At 34.8% G+C, this 23,637-nt stretch carries 14 protein-coding genes; 2 read left to right on the top strand and 12 right to left on the bottom strand.

The features are described 5' to 3' along the window. The 10 genes from folE to UABHE_RS21265 all read right to left on the bottom strand — a co-directional run bounded on the left by folE (position 1) and on the right by UABHE_RS21265 (position 11,373). A complete protein-coding gene (folE, locus tag UABHE_RS21310; RefSeq protein WP_372365307.1) occupies positions 1-573 on the bottom strand; it encodes a GTP cyclohydrolase I FolE in 573 nt (190 codons plus the stop codon). A 64-nt stretch (positions 574-637) separates the two neighbouring features. After that, positions 638-1,504: a sulfotransferase domain-containing protein gene (locus tag UABHE_RS21305; protein WP_372365306.1), complete on the bottom strand. Its 867-nt coding sequence runs from the start codon at positions 1,502-1,504 to the stop codon at positions 638-640. 37 nt (positions 1,505-1,541) lie between these two features. Beyond that, positions 1,542-2,300, bottom strand: coding sequence for an RsmD family RNA methyltransferase (locus UABHE_RS21300; protein ID WP_372365305.1), 759 nt, complete (start codon positions 2,298-2,300; stop codon positions 1,542-1,544). A 25-nt stretch (positions 2,301-2,325) separates the two neighbouring features. Continuing rightward, the gene (locus UABHE_RS21295; protein ID WP_372365304.1) at positions 2,326-3,045 is read right to left on the bottom strand and encodes an SDR family NAD(P)-dependent oxidoreductase; all 720 of its coding nucleotides are present in this window, start codon (positions 3,043-3,045) and stop codon (positions 2,326-2,328) included. After that, positions 3,042-3,782: an SDR family NAD(P)-dependent oxidoreductase gene (locus UABHE_RS21290; RefSeq protein ID WP_372365303.1), complete on the bottom strand. Its 741-nt coding sequence runs from the start codon at positions 3,780-3,782 to the stop codon at positions 3,042-3,044. Before UABHE_RS21290 ends, UABHE_RS21295 begins: the two co-directional genes overlap by 4 nt. Then, on the bottom strand, positions 3,782-5,044 hold the full coding sequence (locus UABHE_RS21285) for a hypothetical protein (RefSeq protein ID WP_372365302.1): 1,263 nt from the start codon (positions 5,042-5,044) through the stop codon (positions 3,782-3,784). The genes UABHE_RS21290 and UABHE_RS21285 overlap by 1 nt, the downstream gene beginning before the upstream one ends. Positions 5,045-5,063: 19 nt before the next feature. Beyond that, positions 5,064-5,882, bottom strand: coding sequence for a class I SAM-dependent methyltransferase (locus UABHE_RS21280; RefSeq protein WP_372365301.1), 819 nt, complete (start codon positions 5,880-5,882; stop codon positions 5,064-5,066). 14 nt (positions 5,883-5,896) lie between these two features. Continuing rightward, entirely contained in the window at positions 5,897-8,197 is a 2,301-nt protein-coding gene (locus UABHE_RS21275) for a heavy metal translocating P-type ATPase (RefSeq protein ID WP_372365300.1), read from the bottom strand. A 12-nt stretch (positions 8,198-8,209) separates the two neighbouring features. After that, positions 8,210-8,911: a hypothetical protein gene (locus UABHE_RS21270; protein ID WP_372365299.1), complete on the bottom strand. Its 702-nt coding sequence runs from the start codon at positions 8,909-8,911 to the stop codon at positions 8,210-8,212. Between the two features lie 947 nt (positions 8,912-9,858). Further along, positions 9,859-11,373: a sigma 54-interacting transcriptional regulator gene (locus tag UABHE_RS21265; RefSeq protein ID WP_372365298.1), complete on the bottom strand. Its 1,515-nt coding sequence runs from the start codon at positions 11,371-11,373 to the stop codon at positions 9,859-9,861. 811 nt (positions 11,374-12,184) lie between these two features. Here UABHE_RS21265 and UABHE_RS21260 point away from each other — a divergent pair. Then, positions 12,185-13,534 carry a hypothetical protein gene (locus UABHE_RS21260; RefSeq protein ID WP_372365297.1) on the top strand — a complete coding sequence of 450 codons (1,350 nt, stop codon included), beginning with the start codon at positions 12,185-12,187 and terminating at the stop codon, positions 13,532-13,534. A gap of 547 nt (positions 13,535-14,081) precedes the next feature. Here UABHE_RS21260 and UABHE_RS21255 read toward each other — a convergent pair. Further along, positions 14,082-14,276 (bottom strand): hypothetical protein, encoded by a 195-nt coding sequence (locus UABHE_RS21255; protein ID WP_372365296.1) that lies wholly within the window; start codon positions 14,274-14,276, stop codon positions 14,082-14,084. A 92-nt stretch (positions 14,277-14,368) separates the two neighbouring features. Between UABHE_RS21255 and UABHE_RS21250 the strand changes: the two genes are divergently transcribed. After that, positions 14,369-14,734 carry a transposase gene (locus tag UABHE_RS21250; RefSeq protein WP_372365295.1) on the top strand — a complete coding sequence of 122 codons (366 nt, stop codon included), beginning with the start codon at positions 14,369-14,371 and terminating at the stop codon, positions 14,732-14,734. 84 nt (positions 14,735-14,818) lie between these two features. Here UABHE_RS21250 and UABHE_RS21245 read toward each other — a convergent pair whose 3' ends face one another. Next, positions 14,819-23,563 carry a tetratricopeptide repeat protein gene (locus UABHE_RS21245; protein ID WP_372365294.1) on the bottom strand — a complete coding sequence of 2,915 codons (8,745 nt, stop codon included), beginning with the start codon at positions 23,561-23,563 and terminating at the stop codon, positions 14,819-14,821. Positions 23,564-23,637 lie beyond the last annotated feature (74 nt).

Genomic DNA, 23,637 nt, shown 5'->3' with positions numbered 1-23,637 from the left:
TTATAAGCTATTTTCGGAAATTTTGATAAGTTCAAGGAATTGACGTTGTAGACTTTGATCTGTTTCAAAAATTCCTTTGTAAATGACAGTTGTCATATAAGAGTCTTTTTTCTGAACACCTCTTGCAATATTACAAAAGTGTTGTCCAACAAATATTGCAGCAACACCCTTTGGTTGCAGTATGTTCATGATTTCCTGCGTTACCTGTATGGTAATTCTTTCTTGGTCTTGTAGTCTTCGTGAATAAATATCAACTATACGAGAGAGTTTACTTAGGCCAACAATTTTTTTATCAGGAACATAACCAACATGGGCATAACCATAAAAAGGAAGAAGATGATGTTCGCATAATGAAACAAAATCAATCTTGCCAGAGACAATGATTTGATTGTATGAATGAGTATTTTCGAATACAGTAATTTCATCTGCAAAATTACGATTGTAACCTTCTAATAATTTATTGTATGATTTAGCTACGCGTTTAGGGGTGTCTATTAATCCTTCTCTCTCAGGATTTTCACCAAATGCGGATAACATTTCTTTTACTAAACTTTGGATTTTTGCACTATTCATTTTGTCCTTCAATCTAGATAGTATTTGTGCTGTTCTGTCTTATAGTTTACAATTTTGAAGATCATCAATTAAAATCGAAAGTTAGACTTTGACTAACCATTTTTTGCTGATAGATCGAGTCAAAAATTTTATTTTGCTCTTCGTTGAAATGATTTTGCCAGTCGCCTATTTTACCTTTGCGCAATAACGAAGTATTTTCTAAACCTGTAATCCATTGCCCGTTTACTTTGTCATTTTCCTTCATATTATGAAATTGACTTTGCGTACATATTGTTTTCAAAAGATTTGGAGTTAGTGGAACATTCAAAAAATTAGCTATTTTCTCAACAACAGTGGAAAGATTTTTGTGCATATCTTCATATTTTATAAATAAAATATCATTGCCAGTTTGACTTCTTTTCCACCAAGTAACTACATGATCGAAGATCGATCCATACTGAATTTTTCCATTCATATACAGCGTAAAAAACTCGTCCCATGTTCCCTGGAAATTCATACGTTGATACTGTCTAGCAAAATGATAGTACGATACAGCACAATCTTTCGGATTTCGAGCAATGTAAATGTATTTTGCTTTTCCGTTAAGAATACTGGGCATAAGAGCTAGTGGTAGATGGCTGTGAAAATAGCGTCTTGATGATATTTTTTCAAGATGTTCTAACCCAAATAATCCAACATTTGCTGCTTCTACGTCCAAAAAAGGTATTGAGTTTTCAATAATTTCTTTCTGTGAGCTTTTTCCATGAACAAGAATATACAAAATTTGTTTTACCCAATGTGTTCCAGATTTTGGATAGCTGACAATGAATGTATCTTCGTTGCGAATAGTGAATTTTTTGTAAAGATTTTCAAGTACCTCTTGGGTAAAGTAGGGTGGCATGATCCATTCATTACTTTGGTAATTTACAATACTATAGTTAAAAGATTCCATTTTGTTTTCTTCCTATTTCAACGTGTAACCATACACCCTATATTTTTCCTATTACATAACCAATTTTAGTTGCAGGTGTTAACGTTAAACCTCTCTCATAAATAGAATAGTTTTCCGCTATACTTAAAAGAGATTCTTCTACAACAATCTTGTAAACAGGTACAACGTAAATGACAGGTGTTTTTGCTATCTGTTTCTTTAAAAAATGCAATATCTCTATTAAGGGTGGTTCTGTTAGACGTAAATCCAGTCCTTTTGAGAAATTAAACGCGCCTTTGTTGCCCCAAGGAGGATCGATAATAATGACGTTAAGGTTTTTATTATTGAGTTGAATTTTGGGAAATAAATCTTGGAAATTTCCAAGGTGATACTGAACAGAAAAATCTATCAATTCGAGATTAGAGCGTGTTAGATTGTAAATGTTTTCATCGCGTTCAAAGGCAATTTTGGATTGAGATTGTAAGCTTTCAGCAATCTGATAAAGTAAATTGCCTGATCCCATAAATAGATCTATCACAGAGATTTCATAGTTTGGATAGTTGTTTTGAACAGTTTCCTTTACTCTATTCGCGATAAAATTTGCCTGACTATCTACTTTGGCCTCGATTGCCGTTCGACCAAATATTCGAATCCCTTTTGCATAGTATTCACAAGAAGACATACCATACAATCGTATAAGGTTATCGTAGCCAAATCTATTTTTACTCGCTTCTAGAACCTCTTCTAGTGCCATGAGTTGATTGCATTTATTTTCAAGCAAATCTGTACGCCAAGCATTAGCTTTTGATAGCTTCATGAAGTTTCCCAACTATAAAAATTTTCTATAAACATTGTCCACCGTCAATAGTAAATGTTTGTCCTGTTATATTTGAGGCATATGAAGTTACCAAGTAAAGAGCCATCTGTGCGATTTCTTGTGGCGAAGTAATTTGGCTCAATGGTATCGCTGATTGAATATCTTTTTTTGTTGTATTAAGTGCAACAAATCTTTCATGAGCCATACCTGTATCTACCCAACCTGGACAAATAGCGTTTACGGTAATTCCTCTTTCAGCAACATATAAAGCTAAACTACGTGTTAAACCAATTACACCATGTTTAGCGGCGCAGTATGCTACTTGATCAGGAACACCTTTGAGTCCAAGAACGGATGAAATATTGATAATTCTTCCTTGCTTATTTGGTAAATAAGGCAATACATATTTGCACATATAGTATGTTCCATTTAGGTTTGTATTTACAATATTGTGCCATAACTCATCACTTGATTCTGGAGATAATGGATTAGTCCCTGCAATACCAGCATTGTTAATAAGTACGTCGATCTTGCCAAATTTTTCTACAACTTTCTTGATTCCTGTTTTTACTTGCTCGATATTTTGTATATCACAGGTAAATGTAAATTGTGCTTTTGAATCGGCCAGACTGGCGCTTGTTCTAGCACAAGTTGCCACCTGCCAACCACTGTCTAAAAAACTTTGCACAATCTCTTTACCAATACCTTTAGAACCACCTGTAACTAAAACTACTTTTTGTTTCATTGTGCTGTTTCCCCACCATCAACATTTATAATCGCTCCGGTTACAAAAGAAGAAGCATCACTCGCTAGAAATGCAATCGTCCATGCAATTTCCATTGGTTCAGCAAATCTACCTATAGGTATACTTGATGCCCAACTACTTTCCATATCTTTTTGTTTTTGCGGATCGTTATCCGATAATTCACCTAAAACTTGCTGTAACATAGGAGTATTTACATTGGAAGGTGCTATGGCATTGGCGCGAATTCCCGAAGCTGCCCAATCAATCGCAAGATTTTTTGTGAGCTGAACTAACGCTGCTTTACTTGGTCCATAGATTGCACATCTTGGTTTGGCAAAAAGTCCCAAACTACTTGCATTGTTGACAATCACACCTTTTCCTTGTTTTATCATCACTGGTATAATAGCTTTGGTCAACATAAAAACAGCTTTAAAGTTAATTGTAAGAACTTCTTCCATATCCGATAAAGAAAGTTCTAATGAGTTTCCAATCTTAGTAATTCCCGCATTATTTACTAAAATATCAATACGAGTATAATCATCTACTACTTGTTGTACATAGCTTTCAATTGCGTCAAGATTACGTAGATCTTGCTCTGGTAGATCAAATCCTACAACGGTTACCCCTAAGTTTTCCAAAAGGGTTTTTGTTGCACGACCAATTCCTTTTTTATGACCTGTAACAAGCGCAACTTTACCTTGCAATCCTGGAAGAGAAAATGAGGAAGGTTTTGACATTATATAATCCCATGCATCATATTTTGTAATTTTAAAACACGCTCTTTTGTAACTAACAATTTCGCTTTATCTTTAGTTGTGAAAACAACAGGAAAAAGAGGATATCCCCAACTTCTTGCAGAGGAAAGAGTGTAACCACCGCAATTTAAGATAGCAAGAATACTGCCTTTTGTTATGGTACGTGGCAGGATCGCTTTTTTTTGAATACTTACAGGAGAACATAAACCATCGACAATTCCAAAATGATCGTTGTCGTGTTCTTCTCGCAAAGCTGGATGAATTTCATAGTATGCAAAGGGAGAGGGATTCAAAACGTTTACTCCTGCATCCACAACTAACCATCGCTTACCATTATTTATTTTTTCGCAAATAACTTTAGTTAATACCACCGCAGCGTCATTCACTAAAAATGTGCCAGGTTCAACAATCGCTGTTGGATTTCCCGCTATACTGCTTACTATGGGTACTAAATTTTTTGCAAAATCTTTTATATTCCAGCCACTACGTTCGATCAAATAACGAGAATTTAACCCCCCTCCAATATCAATATATTTAAAATATATATCTTCTTGTTGTGCCAACTGTGAAGCAAATTCCGCAACGGATTCTGCTACTTTTTGATGTAAAGTGGGGTTTGTTTGCAGCGAATATGTATGCACATGAAGAGCCACAAGTGAAACAAAAGGCATTTTTTTAGCAGCAAGTATAACTCTTTTTGCATCGCCGGACTTTATATGTAACCCCAATTTTCCGGGTGTACGGGAAAAGTGAGAGTCTGTGATAGAAGGGTAAACGCGAACGCCAATATTAACTTTCTTATGTATTTTGGAGGCAATCTTATTTACTAGAATTAGGTCGTCCATTGAATCTACATTAATAAGGAAAACATCGTTTTGTAGCGCTTGAGTTATTTCGGGCTCGGTTTTACCAAGTCCATTAACAATGATTTTGTTTCCCACAAATCCACTATTGATAGCTAGCTGATATTCCATAGGAGACATAACTTCAGCACCTATATTATTTTCGGCAAATGTATTGGTAACCTCTTTGTAGTAACAAGCTTTATATGCGTAGTAAATCATTGATCGTGGATCGCAGTTGCTGAATGCATTTTGAATTGAGATTGCATTTTGTTTGAGCCGATTCTGTGAGTATACCATAAGTGGAGTTTCAAATTCCTCAACTAAGTCTCTAGCTTTAAATTTATCTAGGTACAATTCGTCGTTATGGTAAGCTATCCAGTTTGGTAGTTGGTTTTCCATTGGTTGTAATTCATCTCCACTAATTAGGCGCTGCAACTCGTTTAGTTAAAACGTAAACTGGATTGTATTCGTTACCTGAGTAATCATTACCGTAGGATATGTTTTCTATTTCGAAATATTTAGATAGTAGTTGTTCAAAATCATCTTTTTTTGGATAGTAGACATTCAATTTGTCTTTTGTTTGGTACAATTTTTGGTAGCACGAAAATTCTTCATCTCTCATAGTACCTTGCTGATGAAGTTGATGTAGGTAGTTGTAATACTCTACATAATCAAGAGTTTTTGTTTGGGTTTCGTGCAACCACAGCATTCGTAAGTGAATATTTGTTGTTGTAAAAACGGGTTGGTATTGTTGGCTTGTACGATACCATTCAAAAAGTTTTTGAGCACTTTCAAACATTGGTTTACTTATTGTTGTTGTTCGCAGCATCGTCATACACTGCGGCGCAAGGACTTTGTGAATTACTTGGATCAGTTGTTCCTGTTTGTCATGAGGAAGCATGTTAACTACACCGTCTCCAAATACTATGTCTATAGGAGAATTTGTTTTTATATCAAGCCAATCACTGCAAATAAAGGTATTTCTTCCCTTATGAGTCACTAATTCCTCTAACCCAGAAAACATTTCCTTGTTACGATCAACACATAACAAAGAACAACTTTCATGGTTTACAAGAGAACGAATTTCGGGCGTAGCTCCTAACAATAAAAAGTTTTTTGCTCCTTTTGACTTTTGCTGCAATAAATACTTCTTATATATCGCCATTACGCCATTTGATGGGCGAATAGGTGGTTCTACCAACTTCCAGATAGAGGCTAGATTTTTTTTGTCCTTCATTATTTCACTCTCGGTTAAGCAATCTCTTTTGTCATTTTCTTTTCAGCGATACTATTATCGTTATCGCTACTGATACTATCATCGTTATCACTGTTTATTTTCTGCATTAGCAAGGGTAATGAAGAATTGGCAATTCCAACAGCTAGACCTGTTAAGTTAAGTATTACCGTATGCAGTATGCCAAAATGTAGGAAAAAAATACCACCAATACCAACTAAAGATGGTAGTAATACGGCCGCAAAAGTAGCGCTTGTATTATGGTGAAAGTCTTGCGCTATTTCGAAAATTTTAGGAAGTTGATTCAAACTTTCGTCCATTAACACTATTTGAGCTGTATCTACGGCAATAGTCGATGCATTATTCAGAGAAATTGATACTTGTGACTTTTTTAATGCAATAGAATCATTTACGCCATCGCCAACATAGCAAATTGATTTTCCTTGCTTTTGAAGTTGTTCAATGATTTCTGCTTTTTGTTCTGGTAACGTTTCGGCAAAATAATGATCTACTTGTAGATATTCTGCTAATTTCCTTGTGGTTGTTTCGTGGTCACCGGAAATGATATAAATTTCCTTAATAGATGCGTTTTCTCGTAACTGTTGAATAACTTTTTGAGTTTCTAGACGAATAGGTAATGTTAACTCTATAACTCCAATCACCAAATCATCAAGAGCAATAAACACAACAGAACAACCTTGATTACGGCTATGTTCTGCTTTTTCTTTCAAAAAACTTGGAATTGCTATACCTTCAAGCTCTAAAAAACGCGAACTTCCTGTACGAATCCATTTATTACCACAACGAACAGATAAGCCGTAGCCTATTTTGTATTCAGTTTCATCTATTTCAGGAATTTTTAGTCCTTGTGCTTTTTGGAGAATAGCTTTAGCAATAGGATGCTCCTGCTTTTGCTCTGAGGCAGCTGCCCATTGTAAAACATCTGATGTTTCGTATTTGTCACAAGCATAGATATTACTCACTTGTGGTTGGTCTTCTGTTAAGGTACCTGTTTTGTCAAATACTACTGTGTCTACCGAATTTAATAAATCTAGAGAACGGCCATCTTTTATAAGAATACCGTTCTCAGAGGCAATATTTAAAAACGTCATTATACTGATAGGAGCTATTATGGTCATGCGATCTTTAAAGTGCGAATTAATTACGGCAAGTGATCCTGGTGCGCCGACAAATGGCAATGCAACAATGCTGGTAGCTAATATTGGTATTACTGTTGAATCAGATAAATGTTCTGCTCTCAGCTGTGCATTAGCTTTAAAATCGATAGTATTGTTTAGTACATTACCTATTTTCGCAATAGAAGTATTACTGCCAGTTTTTTGTACTTCTATATAAATTTTCCCTGACAAAACAACAGTGGATGCAAAAACATAATCCCCTGGCACTCTTTCCTGAGAACAAGCTTCTCCTGTTAAGTGTTGTTCATTAAGAGTTGCAACCCCTTTTTTAATTTGTCCATCAACAGGAATAATTTCCCCACCGCTAACAACTACAATTTGCCCTATTTCTAAATTTTCAGTTGCCACTGATATCTCAATGTTATCGACCACAATCCACGTGTGACTTGGTTGTTCGTTAAACATATCGACAAGTTGATGCTTTGCATCTCTAGTGAGTTTCGTTAGCCATTTAAAAGATAAACTGAATAGGAAAGCGGCTAAACTAAGAGCAAAGAAATAGCCATATATAATCCCTCCTATAACTAGAAGAGTGATTAAAAATTCGGTACCTATTTTACCTTTTTTGAGAGACACCCAAGTCTTTTGAAATATGTAAATACTACTATAAAGACAAGGAGGAACACTAAGTAAGCCAAGTGGAGAGTAAAAAAGAGCACCACCTGTTGCCAACGCTAGTGATAACCCGGTAATCTTAATATTGCTATTTAATTCTTTTTCTTCTTGTGCCCGTATCGCTTTTTCTGATTCAGATAAAACGTTATCGAGTTGTCGACTTCGTACACTTGTAGTATCCTTTTGCGAAGATTTTTCGTACCATTTTTTTAATTTTTTCCAATTTTCAACAGATGCTGTTTCGATTAAATCATTTTTTATCTTGTGCCCAGATTTTTTTGTATCATCACACCATTTCTTTATCTTTTCTAGCTTTTTAGGAGAAAGAGCCTCTGTCACTTCAACAGACACTGTTTCGATCAAATCATTTTTTATTTTGTGTCCAGACTTTTTTGTATCATCGCACCACTTCTTGATTTTTTCTAGCTTTTCAGGAGAAAGAGCCTCTATAACTTCAGCTCCGACACATGACACCACGGTAGAAACAAAAAATTCAACTATCACAGAAAGCTCCTATCAAAAATTACTCTTCATGGTAATTTTTTCTAAATAGTCTTGATGAAACTTACTCAGTAGAAAAAGGTCACAAGTACAGTGATCAAAACCAGTATAAAAGGCCATACTTAGCGAACCATCAGATGCTTTATTACGCGCTCCAAAATAAAAATAAGATTTTGCCATACTTTCATTATCCTTGTGCCTTCGTAAACTTGTAAAATTTAAATGATACAGGTTACCAACAACAACTGCGATTCTCCACACGTCTTCATCCACCGTACTTCTTTGTCCGTTTCTTGCCTCTTCAATCGCTTTACGATACAAAAAACAAAATCGCTCCCAATTAGCATGAGCAACATTTTCGACTAGGGCCTCTCCAAATCTTCTTTCTCCTTCTACCGCTACTAGGCAAAAAAGAGGTAAATTTTCAAATGAGTACCACTTGCCTCGTAAAAACCGATAGTTGAGATATGGATGTTTGTTTAGTGTACCAAAAATATTCCATATTAGGTAAGCTGTAAAAGAAGCTCCTGGGGTTTGTGCGTAAGTACTACGATATATTTGATCCGCTTTTGTGATATCTAATTGAATAGTAATTTCAAACGAAGAATCTTGTATCTCATTTTTATCACTAAAAAAATTCAATGACCATTTTTCATAGTCAGAGAGTTTTGAAGAATCGAGTTCTTTACCACCATATTTTTCTAAAAAATCTTGCATTACACATCCCTTTTTGCGGAAAGTCTAAAACTAATTGCCTAGGCTGACTAGTTGTGTGTTTTCTTTTTCAAGCGTCATTTTTCTAGTTACAGAACTAAAACTTTACTGTTCAAAGCGTCTAGCTGGGTTCAAAATACCTACGTTAAATCATTAAGCCTAGAAACACACCACTAAAGCACTGAATAGTTTACACAACACACACGCGACCTCAGCCATAAATACTTAATAAAAAAACTTAGTGCAAGTAGTCTTACTTTATTCTCTTATTTGAATAACTCTCTGGTTATTTATTTTTACCAGCATAGCATTTTTATATTTTTTACTCTTACATTCAACCTTTTATTAGTAGAAGATCTCTAAATTTCTTCAGATTTCTTCTCAAACTTAGATAAAACTATTCCGTGTTCTAAGGTGTATCATCAATTAAATAAAATTTATTTTTGTACATTAAATCAGGAATATTCATTCAAGTTCAGGATGACATCAAGTTCAAATTCTTTCCATATTTGGATACTTTTTCTTAATTGATGACAGGCTTGAACGTCACCAAGCTAACGATAAGTCTTTTGATATAAATACCTTGTGTTAATCAGCAAACACCTTTATTGTCGTTTTCCATTTGACCCTAAATTCAGTACACTCATACAGCAGAGGAATTTCTTACTCTTATGAAAGTTCTCATGTATATTTTAAATTTATACTTCGTTCTAAATATACATTAAATCCGAAACAAGAAAATAATGTAAGTGTAAGTAAATCAATATATTATAGAGTCATCCTTTCTCTTAACTGAATGGCATTTATGACAGGCTCTAAAAATAATAAATCTTTTTTATAAAAACACAATTCAGCGACAAGCACAACTAAAACCTAAATTTTCGCCTTTAGCATAAAGCTGTATCGTAAATCTTTTTTTGTAAACGATAGCTGGCACGTAAATACTTTTATTAAGGAGGTTTCTTTTGTATATTGATACACTCACAACGAAGTTGTTCCCACGTTTTATCAATGGATTGTAACCGACGGCGTAAAGAATCTCTATTAAGTCCTAGACTCTCAGCAAGTTCTCCAAACGAGCATTTAGGATTTTCAGTTAGCAAAATAGACGCTCTTACTTTTATTATTTTTTCTTTACTTTCCGTTAGAGATTCGTCGAATGTTTTTAAATAAATAGTTTCATTTTTTTGTACGTCTAAGTATTCAGGAATGATGCCAAAAGAGCTACGGCGTACACAATTATGTAGTTGTCGAATATTACCCGGCCAACTATAACGAAGCATGACCTCTTTAATAGCTGATGTAATGTTATTTCTGCGCTCTTCATGTTGAATTTGTTTGCAAAAATAATTTATTAGTATCGGAATATCGTATATACGTTCGCGTAGAGGAGGAACTTGAATGCGAATACCATCAAGTCTTTCAGCTAACTCTGGTAAAAATTGCGAAGGAGGCAATTTTTTTATATCGCGAATACTCGCTGTGATAATACGTATATCAACAAAAATATTTTCACTACCACAAACGCGACGAAAAGGCTTTCCTTCGGTTACGGTTAAAAGTGCTGCTTGTTGTGGCAGAGACAATTCAGATACTTCATCTAAAAATAGCACTCCTTTATCAGCAAGTTCAAAAAGTCCAGGTTTACCTTCTTTTGCAACATTAGAAATTCCAGAGTTAGGAGCAATGCCAAAAAATTCAGCTTCTGTTAAGTTTTCAACTATTGAACCACAATTTATTTCAACAAATGGTTCGCTACAACGTAAACTATACTGGTGAATTGATCGAGCAATAAGAGATTTTCCTGTACCGGATTCGCCAATAATATAAACCAAATCTTGACAATCTGAATGCTCAATAATTCGATCTAGATATTGCAAAACTTGAAGTAAAGGCTTACTTTGTCCTCGAATATTTTGGTAACTATAATTTAGTTGAGAACGAGATAAAATTTCATTTTGCTGAGAAGAAACATTTGTTAATAAATTATTCTCATTATGCAATGATATTACACTGTTTTTCAACTGTGCTAGTTGAAAATAAACAGGCAGGACATTTGTGATTGTTTCGCAAAACATCTGAAGTAAATCTTTATTTTGTACGTGACTATCTTCCCAAGTAATAATATACAAACCACTGTAGAACCCAGAATTATTATTGGCCTCTATCAAAGTATTTTTTTTTGTCGAAGATTGTATTCGATTTAATACATCAGCAAACTCACTGTCATGTCTTTTTGATATTGGTGTTTCTAACTTCAGAATAGTTGATTTTCGCTCATTAGAATCCCAAGTAATATGTATTTTTGTATATTTTTGACCATTTTTATTTGCTAATTTCCAAATACCTACTTTTGAGTAACCAAATTTTTTAGCAAATAATTCCAAAAAACACTGAAAAGTTTCTTCTTGCGATTTTGCATGTGCATAAATTTTTAGAGTCGACAAAATGTAACTAATCGTCATACTTTCTCTCATGAAAAACCTTTAATAAAAGCTAAATACTAATGGGTTAAAGCTATTATTATTATTAGCAATGCGATCAATAATAGCAATAAAAAAATGAGAAAAGATTGCCTGCGTGGTTTTCGCGCATATTCCCAAAAAGTGCGATAATCAAGTTTTTTCTGTAGGGATTTTTTCGAGGAAAAATAAAGTAAAAACTAGGAGATGTGAATTATCGTAACTCGGTACCTAGACACTTACGTTTACACGTAAATCGCGTATCAAGGACTTTTATGTGCAAAATACGACAAAGAAATTGCAAGGCCATAAGAGTAGAAGAGCACAAAATGCAAAAAAAATCACGTTTAACGTTATTCTTAAAACGGAAACCATAGCTAATAAGCCTCTAGCATTAGTGCTCCATTTCTCTCCTCTCTTTTTGAGGCAAGTTTATTTGGTTACGCTAAAGTATTTTACTGTTTTTCTTTTCTAAATATTTATAAAGTCACTTTGTTAAACTAGATATTTGTTTGTATCGTTTCATATATCTGACTAATACTTATATTCAAGATCACGTTAGGAAAATTTTTTCGGCATATGGCACATTTTTTGATACGGTTTTGATGTGTTTCAAAAACTTTTTTAATGTTTTGTTAGTTTTTTGGTCCTGTTGCAAAAAACGTTTTTACCAAAAAATGGATATTAGAAGAACAAGAGTTGAATCAATGCACGTAATTCTTGCTATTTAAAAAATCCAATATTTTACAACGGGTCAAAATTATTCTAATTATATAGAGTGTTTGTTAATCTTTTTAAAAGCAAAGGAAAGTATATGCTTCGATCTATAGGAAAAAATCTTCTATTCCTAACTATTTGTGTTTTAATTTTGATAGTTATCCCAGGATGTATTAACGATGATGACGATGACAATGGTAATACTGGAGAAGATCCAGTTGTACTTAACGATATTTTTGTTTCAGATCGAAACCTTCCTGGTGTACACGTATTTTCTAGGGATGCAACTGGAGATGTGGCACCTCTACGCAGTATCACAGGCGGTACTACAGGACTTAGTGCAACAGAATCTGTCATAGTTGTAGGAAACGAAATTTTTACAGTAAATCAGGGCAACAATTCCGTTAGAGTATTTCTCGAGGATGACGATGGAGATGTTCCTCCTCAGCGTGTTATCGCTGGTGCTGCTACTGGTCTTAATGGTCCACAAGGTCTTTTTGTAGTAGGTGGAGAAATTTTTGTAAGTAATAGTAACAATAGCATTAGGGTGTTTTTGATCAACGATGATGGTGATGTAGCGCCGCAACGTGTTATTTCTGGGGCAGCGACAGGTCTTAACAACCCTGAAGAAATTTTTGTTTCAGAGGGAGAGATCTTTGCTATGAATCAGAACGGAGATTCTATCACTGTTTACAATCTAGGAGATGATGGAAATGTAGCCCCACAACGTACGATTACTGGTGCTGCTACAGGCATTAACATCTCAATAGGTCTTTCTATAGCAAACGGAGATATCTTTGTAGGAGAGTTTGTTAATGATTCGATTTTAATTTTCAATGTAGGTGATGATGGCGATGTAACGCCAAAGCGCACAATTGTAGGTGCAGCAACTCAAATAGACGGTGCTCAAGGGCTTACTGTCAATGAAGGTGAAATCATAGTTTCTTCTTCGGTAAATGATAAAATTCTTACTTTCTTAGAAGGAGATGATGGTGATGTTGCTCCACAGAGAGATATCTCAGGAGCTGCAACTCTACTTGGTTTTCCAATAGATGCAGATGTTCCTATCCCGACGCGAAATTTAATCCAAAACAAAAAAAATCAAGATATCCGCCCAAAATTATCAAATATGCTCTTGAGTGCTGAAATTAGAGGAGTAAAAATCAAGTGGGAAAATGAGCGCACTGATATTCTTGGCTTTTATTTATATCGATATGATTTAAATGCGAAAAAGTACAAATTAGCGACTCCTGTTATTTTTCCTATAGAAAACGATGGAGAGTACGAATTTTTAGACATAGATGCCTTTCCTGAAAAGAACAGCTATTGTTACAAACTACAAGTTCTACATGCAGACACATCAAAAATATGGGATAGAGCAGAATGGATCATAAAGCCAAATACAAAAGAAAAAGATCCAAGTAATTTTGATAAAAAAGATAAATAATTCTTTAAATCAAGGTGCCCTTTAAACAGGGCATTACAAAAAAATTGTACATTCTTTATGAGAATGCCAGACATCAAAGAATGTTGACAATAGCAATGCTACCAGATAAAAAAACAGTGGCAAAATTTTTGTTAGTTTTACCTTTTTGGTGAAATTTTTTACTCCTTTGATAAAAGCGTGCTATTATTTATACTGCTTTGTGGTACACGAAATTTTTTTTTAAACGATGCTTTATTTTTAGCCTTGTATTTTTCGCGTATTCATCTAGAACACTCACATTTCGCGTAATTATTGCGTATTTCTTCTTGTTTTTTTGATTTAACGAGTTTTAATAAAAATTCATCCACGAATACATACTTTATCCTGTATCGCATAAACAATAAGCTCTCTTAAAGAAAAAGCAATTTTGTTTGACGCAGTTATTATGCATTTCTCTTTTCTTTCTATGCCAAACCAAATTTCTAAAACATGAAAGCTGATATCACCGTAATTTTTTACTACTGATATATTTCAATAGCTACCTGCAGTTTTTTCTTTAAAATTTTTGCTATCTTGCTGGACTAAAATACTTCTTTGTCTCTAAATCTGAAGTTACTTTTATTGCAAACAGAAATTCAGTTAATTTCTGTGGAGATTCATCAAGAACTCCTTCAATAAACCAACTAGGTACATCTTGGCGCAAATCAAATTTAGATTTATACGACTCTAAAGGTAATGATTTAGGAAATTCTTTAGCCCACAAAGGTAATTTTAGTACCGAAGAGAAATGTTGACAAAATTCCTCTTCGGTTTAAAAGGTTATGGAGTTGAAGGATTAACTACCAAAATCCATGCATGTGTGACGCTATTGGCAACCCAACTAACTTTTTCTTAACTCCAGGAAATGCACATGATTTAGAAGGAGTGAAGGCTTTAATTCCTGGGTTAAAATCTGATGCTTTACTTGCAGACAAAGCATATTATGCTGAAGAAAGAGTACTAAGTAAACTCGATCAAATGGGGGTTACTCCTGTTATCTCTGCGAAATCTAACATCAAGAGTCCTCGTAGTTATGACAAACATCTCTATAAACCGTATTTGGTTGAGAATTTTTTTGAGAAACTAAGACAGTACCGAGCTATTGCAACCAGATATAATAAAAAAGCTATCAATTTTTTAGGCGCTATTTTTCTAGCTTCTTGCGTTATTTTGTTAAAATAAAATCAAAATTTTCAAATGTCGACATTTCCTAATAAAAAAGCCTCCTTTTTAGAGGAGGCTTTTTAAACTTTATACAACGACAATTTATACCATGCCAGAGAGTTTGCGTAGTTCTCCGTATTTATTTGATATATTGTATAACAGTACATCGATAATAGGATTGCTTTGCAATATACTATTTTTTACTACGTTCGAAGTTTTTTCCCAATTGCCAGTACTTTTTAATACGTCTAACTTATGAACCATATTAATAGTTAGCTCTAGCGAATCGGTGAGGACCATAGCGCAGCGATTTGATGCAAACTCTAAAGATGTGGCGTAGGCATTGAAATTGGCTTTCGGTAAATTACGCCACAGATCTACGCGATCTTCTAGAGTTTTTCTTATTTTGCGTGGAATTCCACCGCGAATTCTTTTCAGAGCACTATCAACTTCCGATAGAGATGTCAACGATGAAAATGATGAGATCGCAGCTTGATTCGTAAATGCTTTATGCAAATCATCAAAATGTTTTTTCAGTTGCGTCTTCGGTAGTTTAATAGCTAAGGTTTGTTTTTGAGCTATATAAAACAAGTACTTTGCTAAAATAAACTTCAATTCTAAATCAGAGAGCGCTTCTAGAAATTGCTGAGTAATAATCAAACTTGCTGGCTGAGTATTTTCTAGATATATTTTATAACCTTTTTTCGGCGTTATGTAAGTTTCAAATTCGATGTCAAAACAACGCTTCATTTTGTCACCATAATAACAAATCGGTAATTGCGAGTTTTCAGGACCTAATCTATCTTTTTTCTTTAGTCCATACTCTTTTTCTAAGTCTGTTGGATAAGCTTTACTCATGTAATCATTTGTTTGTGCCATTACTTCGTGTAAAATACCAACTTCTTTAGGTATTAAATACTGTAAAATATGATTATAAGACAAACGGCCTGCTTTTTTTATCTGTGAAGAAGTTAGGTAATCTTGTTCTTGCTCTTGTACCTCTCCTAAGAAATTTAAAGCACGGCAGGCTCTCAACGCATGATCGTTTTGTTCGCGCATCTCGTAGATACGAAACAAAGCACGATAAGACGATACGCGCGTTGGATCCTTGCTGAGAAGGAGCATATGTTCAGAAATCGCTTCCGAATGAAGAGTTGGATCTTGTGATTTTATATTTGCGAGAGCTGCTCGCGCCGCTAGGTGATGAGGATCTATCGCAATTACTTTTGATAATTCGCTAATCGCAGATTTTGGATTATTCAAGTGATCAGCATATGCCATTCCAAGAGCTAAATGTATAGGTAACCCCATGAATTTTTTGTCGTGAGGTAAATTGTTTAGAAATTCTTGGTAATTTGCAGCGAGCGTTTCCCAGTCTTGTTTCTTTTTGTAAATGGTTGCCATTCCTTGGATAGCAGGTACGCATGTAGAATCGTGTTCTAAAGCTTCTTTATACGCAGAAATTGCCATATCTATTTTTTTTAATCCATCTTCATAGATACGTGCAACAAGGCAACGATTCTCTGCTTTGTCTTCGCTTTCTTCTAAACATTGATAGTGCTTATCTAACCACTCCTGTGATTTTTCCCAGTCTTGGACTTTAATGTAGAGCTCGCCTAATTTTTTGAGAATCTCTGTATCTTCAAGTCCCATTGAAAAAGCTTTTAAGCTGGAATCGATTGCACGATGATAATCTTCAAGACGATCATAGGTTTCAGCAAGAATGAGTAAAGCATCACGTCTTTCAACGAAAGAAGCGTTACTTTTTACTACCATGTCCAGATAATGCAAAGCTTGTTGATCATCTTTCTTTTCGATGTATAGTTTAGCAAGTGAGCTAACCGCTTCTATATCTTCAGGAGATGCAGCTAGAACTTTTTGGTAATTCTCTATTGCTACATCAACCTGATCAAGATTTTTTTGCGTAATAGCTAATTGACGTATTACTACAATTTTATCTTCTAACTCCGGATGCTCTAGCACTTTACTATAGATATCCATCGCTTCTTGCCACTGACTTTTATCAAAACCCCATTGAGCACGTTCGAAATATAGTTTACCAACAGCCTGTAATGCCTCAAGATTAGCTTCGTATTCTTTTAAAGCATTGTTATAACGGATGATTGCTTCATCTTTTTTGTTGAGTTTTTCAGAGATAAAGCCCCATTTAAAATAAATACTTGATAGCTTGACTTTTTCTTCTTTGTGAACAAGAAGAATAAGGCGACCAAACAGAGCATCGGCGTTTTGCCATTCTCCTTGGGTATAGTGAATATCCGCCATTGCCTGAACAGCAAACGCTGATTTTGGATCAATATCAAGAGCCAATTGATATGCTTCTTTGGCTTTTTGGATTAATTTTAGTTTATTCTGATACAAAGAACCAAGATCAGTAAGAGCTGAAATTTTTTCGTCTGGATCTTGTATGTAATTAATTTCCATGGCAATGTATTTGACTGCTTGAGTCCAGTCTTCTTCGCGAAGTGCTAAACCACGTAAAGATTTGAGTGCTTCGCGAAAATCAGGTTTGCATTCAATTGCTTTTAGAAAACAATTCTTCGCTTGGTCCAAACTCGAAAAGTGATCGCGCATGGTTTTCCCTAAGCGATAGTACAGATCCGCTTTGTCGTACACATTTTTAGTAAGTGCAATTTCCTGTTGACAAATTTCAGCAAATTTTTGCCAGTTTTGTTTGCGATAGTATAACCAGTCAAGAGCATTGAGAACATTCAGGCGATCACCTTGGATACTGCGTGCATATTCAAAAGACTGGATTGCGTGATCTGGATCTCCCAATTCTTTTTCATAAAGAGAACCAAGGTGAATGTACAATTCGATGCGTTCTTCGTCTGTAGCGCACAGCGATATTTTTTTGGAAATGAGTACTGCCATATCACGTGAGCGCCCAAGGCTCTTATACATTTGTTCTAGAGCTTGCAGTGCGCTATTGTTAGCAACTTCGAGTTCTAATATATTTGAAAAAATTTGGATAGCAGCTTCCAGGTCTTTTACTTCATCGCGATATACTTCGCCAAGAGAAAATAAAATGCTAATCTCTTCTTTGATATTTTGCGTTTCTTTAGCGTGTTCTATCAACATTTTGTATATAGGAATAAGTTTATCCCAGAATCGATATCGTTTATATAAACGTGCTAAAGCTTTTGTTGCGTCTAAATGGTTTGGGGAAAGTCCCATAAGGTGTTCGTAAGATTTAATCGCTTCTGTATCATCAAACAAACGTTTTTCCCAAGTTTTTGCAATATTGTGATGCAACAAGATTATGCGATCTTCATCTTCTGTTAGTTGCGTTTCACGTTGATATAGAGAAATCAACTTTTTCGAATATCCCCATTCATCGTATAGTTTTTGCAAAGTATGGATTATATTGATGTTTTTAGGAGTAATCTCTAGAGCATGCTCATAGTTTTTAATTGCCATATTACCGGCATGCATATGGTGGTTGTAAATATCTGCTATTTTACAATATACTCTGCATAATGTATCAGGTTGGTTAGTGTTTTCACGTTTACGATTGAGGATAATAATAAGTTCTTTCCATTTGCTCTTATCTTCAAATAATTGGACAAGAGCATCAATCGCTTCCATCTGATTTGGTTGCAGTTTTAACACTTTACTATACGAGACGATAGCGTCGTCGATATTATTTAATTTATCCCATTGAATTTTTCCTTGGTGAAGTAGTTTATCGACTAGTTGTTCGGGATTTTCGGTAACGCGTAAATCTTTTTCTATGATTTCAAGTAAGCCTTGATAGTCACCGACTTGCTCTTGAATAGCCATAATGCGTTCCGCAGTTGGGCGATGAAAACCACGGCTCATAACTTGTTGATAGCAAGTAAGTGCTTGGTGAGGCATACCCAATTTTTCTTCCCAATATTCTCCCATTTTTAGGTGAAGAGAAGGTTGCTTTTTTTCTTCGGTAACTTCTACTTCCAAACTCAAAAATTCAATAGCTGATGCCCAACGTTCTTGCAGTTCGAACAATCGCCGCATACCAACAATTGCCGTAACATTTTCCTTATTCATGCTATGCACAATTTGGTAATGGAGTAGTGCTTGTTCTGCTTGTTGAAATTGTTTTTCCAATAATTCAGCTATTTTTAAATGTAAAGTTTCTACTTCGGTTTCGTTTTTTGTGATCTTCACTGTCTTTTGATATAAAGCTAAAAGATCTTCCCATTTTTTATATTGGATAAAAATCTTAACTAAGGTAGATAGAGATTCTTTGTGAGCTGGAACGAGTTGCAATGTTTTATGGTAGCATTCTACCGCTTTTCCCAGATCATCGAGTTCATTTTGAAATATTTTTCCTGTTTCCATATATAAATGCGTCAAGCGTTCTTTTTCAGTAGTGTCAGGGATAATTTTAGTTTCGCGCAAATACATATCTGTCAAATTCAACATACTACGTGTTTCTTTGTACAATATTTGCAAACTTTGAATATTTGATAAATAACTATCGTCCAATTCAATTATCGCTTCACCATGCCTAATCGCATTTTCAAAATCATGAAGACTTTGATGATATATATCGACTAAATCTTCGTGCAGTGGTACTAGTTCACTACTGTGAGAACATAGGTTGATTTCTTTCTCAACTACCTCTGCGTATTTTTTCCATTGTTGTTGTGTACGCAGTAAATTCTTTAGTCTTCTAAGGATGACAAGGTTTTTAGGGCGCGACAAATGAGCTTCTGCAAAGTGTTCTGCAGCAACATCTATATTGTTTAGTTTGTCTTCCATTAAATAAGCTAGTTGTAAGTGAACCTCTATTAAACGATGAGGGTTTTTTTGCAATTCTAATTCTTTGAATAACATGTTCTGTAGTTGTGGGTATTTTTCTTGTTCTTTATATATTTCTTCTAGCCCACGAATAGCAACAAGATTGTTTGGATCTAGTTCAAAATTCAGAGTCAAACGATAATGTTCTGCAGCCGCTTCGATATCACTTAACTTGTGGCGCTCTAACTCTGCACAAGTTAAATGTATGTAGATGCGACGTTGCTTTTCTATATCGGGAATACCCAGTTCTTGTTCGTAAGAACTACGAAGTTCAGCAAAATTATTTTGTAGTTGAAAAATACGCTGTCTGCTTTGTATTGCACCTAAATCGTTACTGTTTAGTTGTATTGCTCGCTGATATGAATTCAAAGCTTCGCTGAGATCTTGCAGGCTTTTTTCGTAAATTTTTCCTATTGCATTGTGAAGCTCAACTATTCGTTCGTTATTTTTTACTAAACCAATTTCTTCAGAAAGAAACTGGATAAGAACTTCCCACGCTCCTTCTTTGCGATACAGACTTTCTAAATCGCGGCGCGCGGTGAACAAATTACTTTTCAACTTTAGTATTTCAAGTAAACACTCTTTAGCTTTTTCATCATTATCTAGTTTGTATTCCCAAAGGTTAGCACATTCTGTTAGCAAAATAATTTTCTTGTCGCCAACCGAAGTGACCTCAATTTGTCTAGTTCTAATTTTTACTATATTTTCATAATCTTGCGTTTGGCGATAGATTTTATTAATCGCTTCGTAAGCCTTGATGCTGTTAGGAACAAGATTAATAATCACTTCATATGTTGCTATAGCTTCTTCTGTTTTATTTAAATAACCTTGGCATAAATTTGCTTTTTCAAAAAGTATTTTTATTTTACTTTCTTTTGCTTCAAGTATATTCACTTCTTCGTCGATACTCCATACAACTTTTTCAAGGTCTTGTATTTTATAGTATAATCGACGTAAGGAAATATATACTTCTCGCTTAGGTTCTATTTTTGATATTTGGTGAAAACATTCTATGGCCGTCGGAAAATTGGAAAGACTGTCTTCTGCAATTTCCGCCATTTGGTATAATAAACTTTTTTGTTTTTCAACTTCTGTAACTAAACTACATTCCATTTTGATAGTATTAAATAATGAAACCAATCGCTTTAACTTAGATTGCAACTCTTTTAATGGATAGACAGCTTCCAGACGTTTAGGGTCTATTTGTAAAATTTCATTGTATATTTCAATAGCTTTTTCTGGGCTTTGTAATTGTTCGCGATACAAAGATGCTAGTTCGAAAAGTAATAGTATTTTTTCTTCTTGCCCAGGAGAAATTGAAATCTTCTTGCGGTAGGTTGCAGCTAAATCATCCCAACGTTCTTCCTTGCGATAAATGCGCAACAAACTGTTGATGGTATTTTTGTGTTCGGGAACAATGCTAATAACTTTTTCATAAAAAAACCGTGCTTTTGTAGAGTTATTTAGTTTTGTTTCCCAAAGGTTACCCGCTTTTACATACAACTCAACAGTATTTTCAACTTCTTCGATTTTGGCTTTTCTGTTGTAAATTTCAGCAAGAGAAGCGTATTCTTCTCGCTCTTCATATAATTTTTCTAAACTAGAGAGTGCTTGTACATTGAATATATCAAGGATCACTACTTTCTGAAAGGCTTTGATAGCCTCTTCTATATTATTAAGTTGTCTCTGCCAAGTAATAGCAATGCGAAATGAGTGTGCTACGCATTCACTGTCTTCTTCGCAAAGAGGTGCTTTATCTTCAAGAATCCCGATAAGTTCTTCGTATTGTTTTGTTTCTGTATACAACTTTTCTAAATGGCACAAGACATCCCAGTTATTAGGTTCTAAATGTCGTGCTTTTTCAAAATAGAAAATAGCTTTTTCTATATCCTTTAGTTTTGACAAGTACAAACTAGCGACTTCATAATAACGTTGGAATAATACCGAAGTTGACCACTGCATTGCTTCTGTTTGTAAATTGCGGATTTCAATATAACTTTTGAAATCTCCCTGTCCGTGATACAATTTTTCAAGCTGCTGTATGGCAACAGAATTGTTAATGTCTATTTTTAGAATTTCGCGTAACTCGCGTTCTAAATTTTTTGCATCTTGCTTTGCGCGATACAATTCACAAAGTGAAAATCGAAACTCAATAATCTCTTTTAAATTAGAACTCACAGTAATACGACGTTGTTGTATTTCCTGGTATTTTTCCCAATTTTTTTGTTGGCGATACAAAAAAGCAACTTCTTTTAAACAAGGAACATTTTTGTTATCAATAGAAAGAACCTTGTCATAGGTATCAATAGCCTGATTAATATCACTTAGACGATCGCGGTATATTTCCGCAATTTCCATGTATCCAGGAATGACCTTATCTTTTTCTAAACGAATAAGATTTTGAATAACACCAATAAGACTTGGATAATCACCTTTATTTGAATAGTGATTTTTGAGAATATGATATAGCTTAGTCTGAGTGTCATCAATCTCTAAAGCACGATGATAATATTTCATTGCTTTATCTGCGTCTTTTAGTTGCTCCATATGAATTTTAGCTATTTGCAGATAAAGAGCCACGGTTTCTTTTGCTTTTGGTGCAAGAGATGCTTGCCTTTTTAAAGTATTGACAAGTCCTTCGTAGTTTTGCAATTGTGTATACAGTGTTTTAAGATTTTCAAGTACTGGTAAATATTTGGGAAATACGGGATACATTTCTTCGTAAACAGCAACAGCTGTTGTTAAATCACCTTTTTTCTTGTACACGTTGGCAATTTTTTCATAGATCGCTAATTTTTGTTCTCGATCTGATATTAGGCCTAACTCATGCCGGTAACTTTTGATAAGTGTATCTGTCTGACCTAGTTGCTCTAATAACCCTTGCGATTTTTTTAATATGTCTAAATTTTTAGGATCTTCTTTTAGGGCCACTTGATACCACTGTACTGCTATTGAAGGATTGTGGAGTTTTTCATTGGCAATTTCGCCTATTTTGCAATAAATTTGCAAACGTTTTTGGGGATCTTTCATACGTGCTGATTGACGCTTATATATTTCAGCAAGATCTTTCCACGCCTCTTTTTGAAGATACATTTCTTCTAACATAGAAAGAACAGCTTCTGATTCGTCTACAGCAATAGCACGTTCACAACAACGAATGGCTGCATCACGTTGATCGAGTTTATCGCGGTATATCACAGCTATACGCAAAAGAGCATCCCCTTTTTGCTCGTTTTCAGAACAGGCATTTACCTGTTTTTCCATGATATCAATAACACCTTGCCAATTGTTTTGCTTTATGTAAAGCCCTTCGAGAATTTTAAGTGTATTGAAATCATTTGGAGATATGGCGATAATTTTTTCATAGAGCTGAATTGCTGATTGCCAATCTTTAAGCTTATTATCAGCAACACTTGCTGCTTGCGTGAGAAGCTCAAAAAGATTTTGTCTATCTTCTGTTACTGCTAGCTTTTGTTTATATAGATCTAACAGAGCGCGCCACTGCTCATCTTCAGAAAATAAGCGCATCAAAGCATGAAATGCAGCTCCGTGTTCAGGAGCCATCTTTAGAATTTCCGCGTAGTACTTTTTGGCTTGATTGCGATCTTTGAGTTTTTCAATATATGTCGATGCTATCTGTAACAGAATATCGACTTTCTCATTTTTTTCTTGACACAAATCGCTGCGTCTTCTTAGAATTTCAAGTGCTTTATGCCAATTTTGTTGTAGAAAATAGATATTGGCTATCTTATTTGCATACTCGGAACTTGGTTGTAGATCAAATGCTGTTTTATATGGTGCAAGAGCGTCATCTCTTCCGTTGAGTTGTTGCTCGCATATTTCTCCACATTTCCAATAAAGTTTTGCAGCCTCAGAAGGATTTTCATTTCTTATTGTATCTGCACGCAACTGATAAAGCTCACTCAATTGTCGCCAATTGTGTGACAACAAATAATTTTCCTCTAGTTTTTTAAAAGCCTCTGCATCACGAGGATTGTTCTTTAGAACATTCATCATTTGTTGAATGTGATCATCATTCGCCATCGGGAACTCCCAAACTACGGTGAAAGCTGGTTGTTAATAGATTGCTATGAACATACATGTAACCAAAATTGTAG

This window comes from Candidatus Uabimicrobium helgolandensis, assembly GCF_041508025.1.
Lineage (GTDB): Bacteria > Planctomycetota > Uabimicrobiia > Uabimicrobiales > Uabimicrobiaceae > Uabimicrobium > Uabimicrobium helgolandensis.
This window is presented reverse-complemented; position numbering and strand designations above follow the sequence as displayed.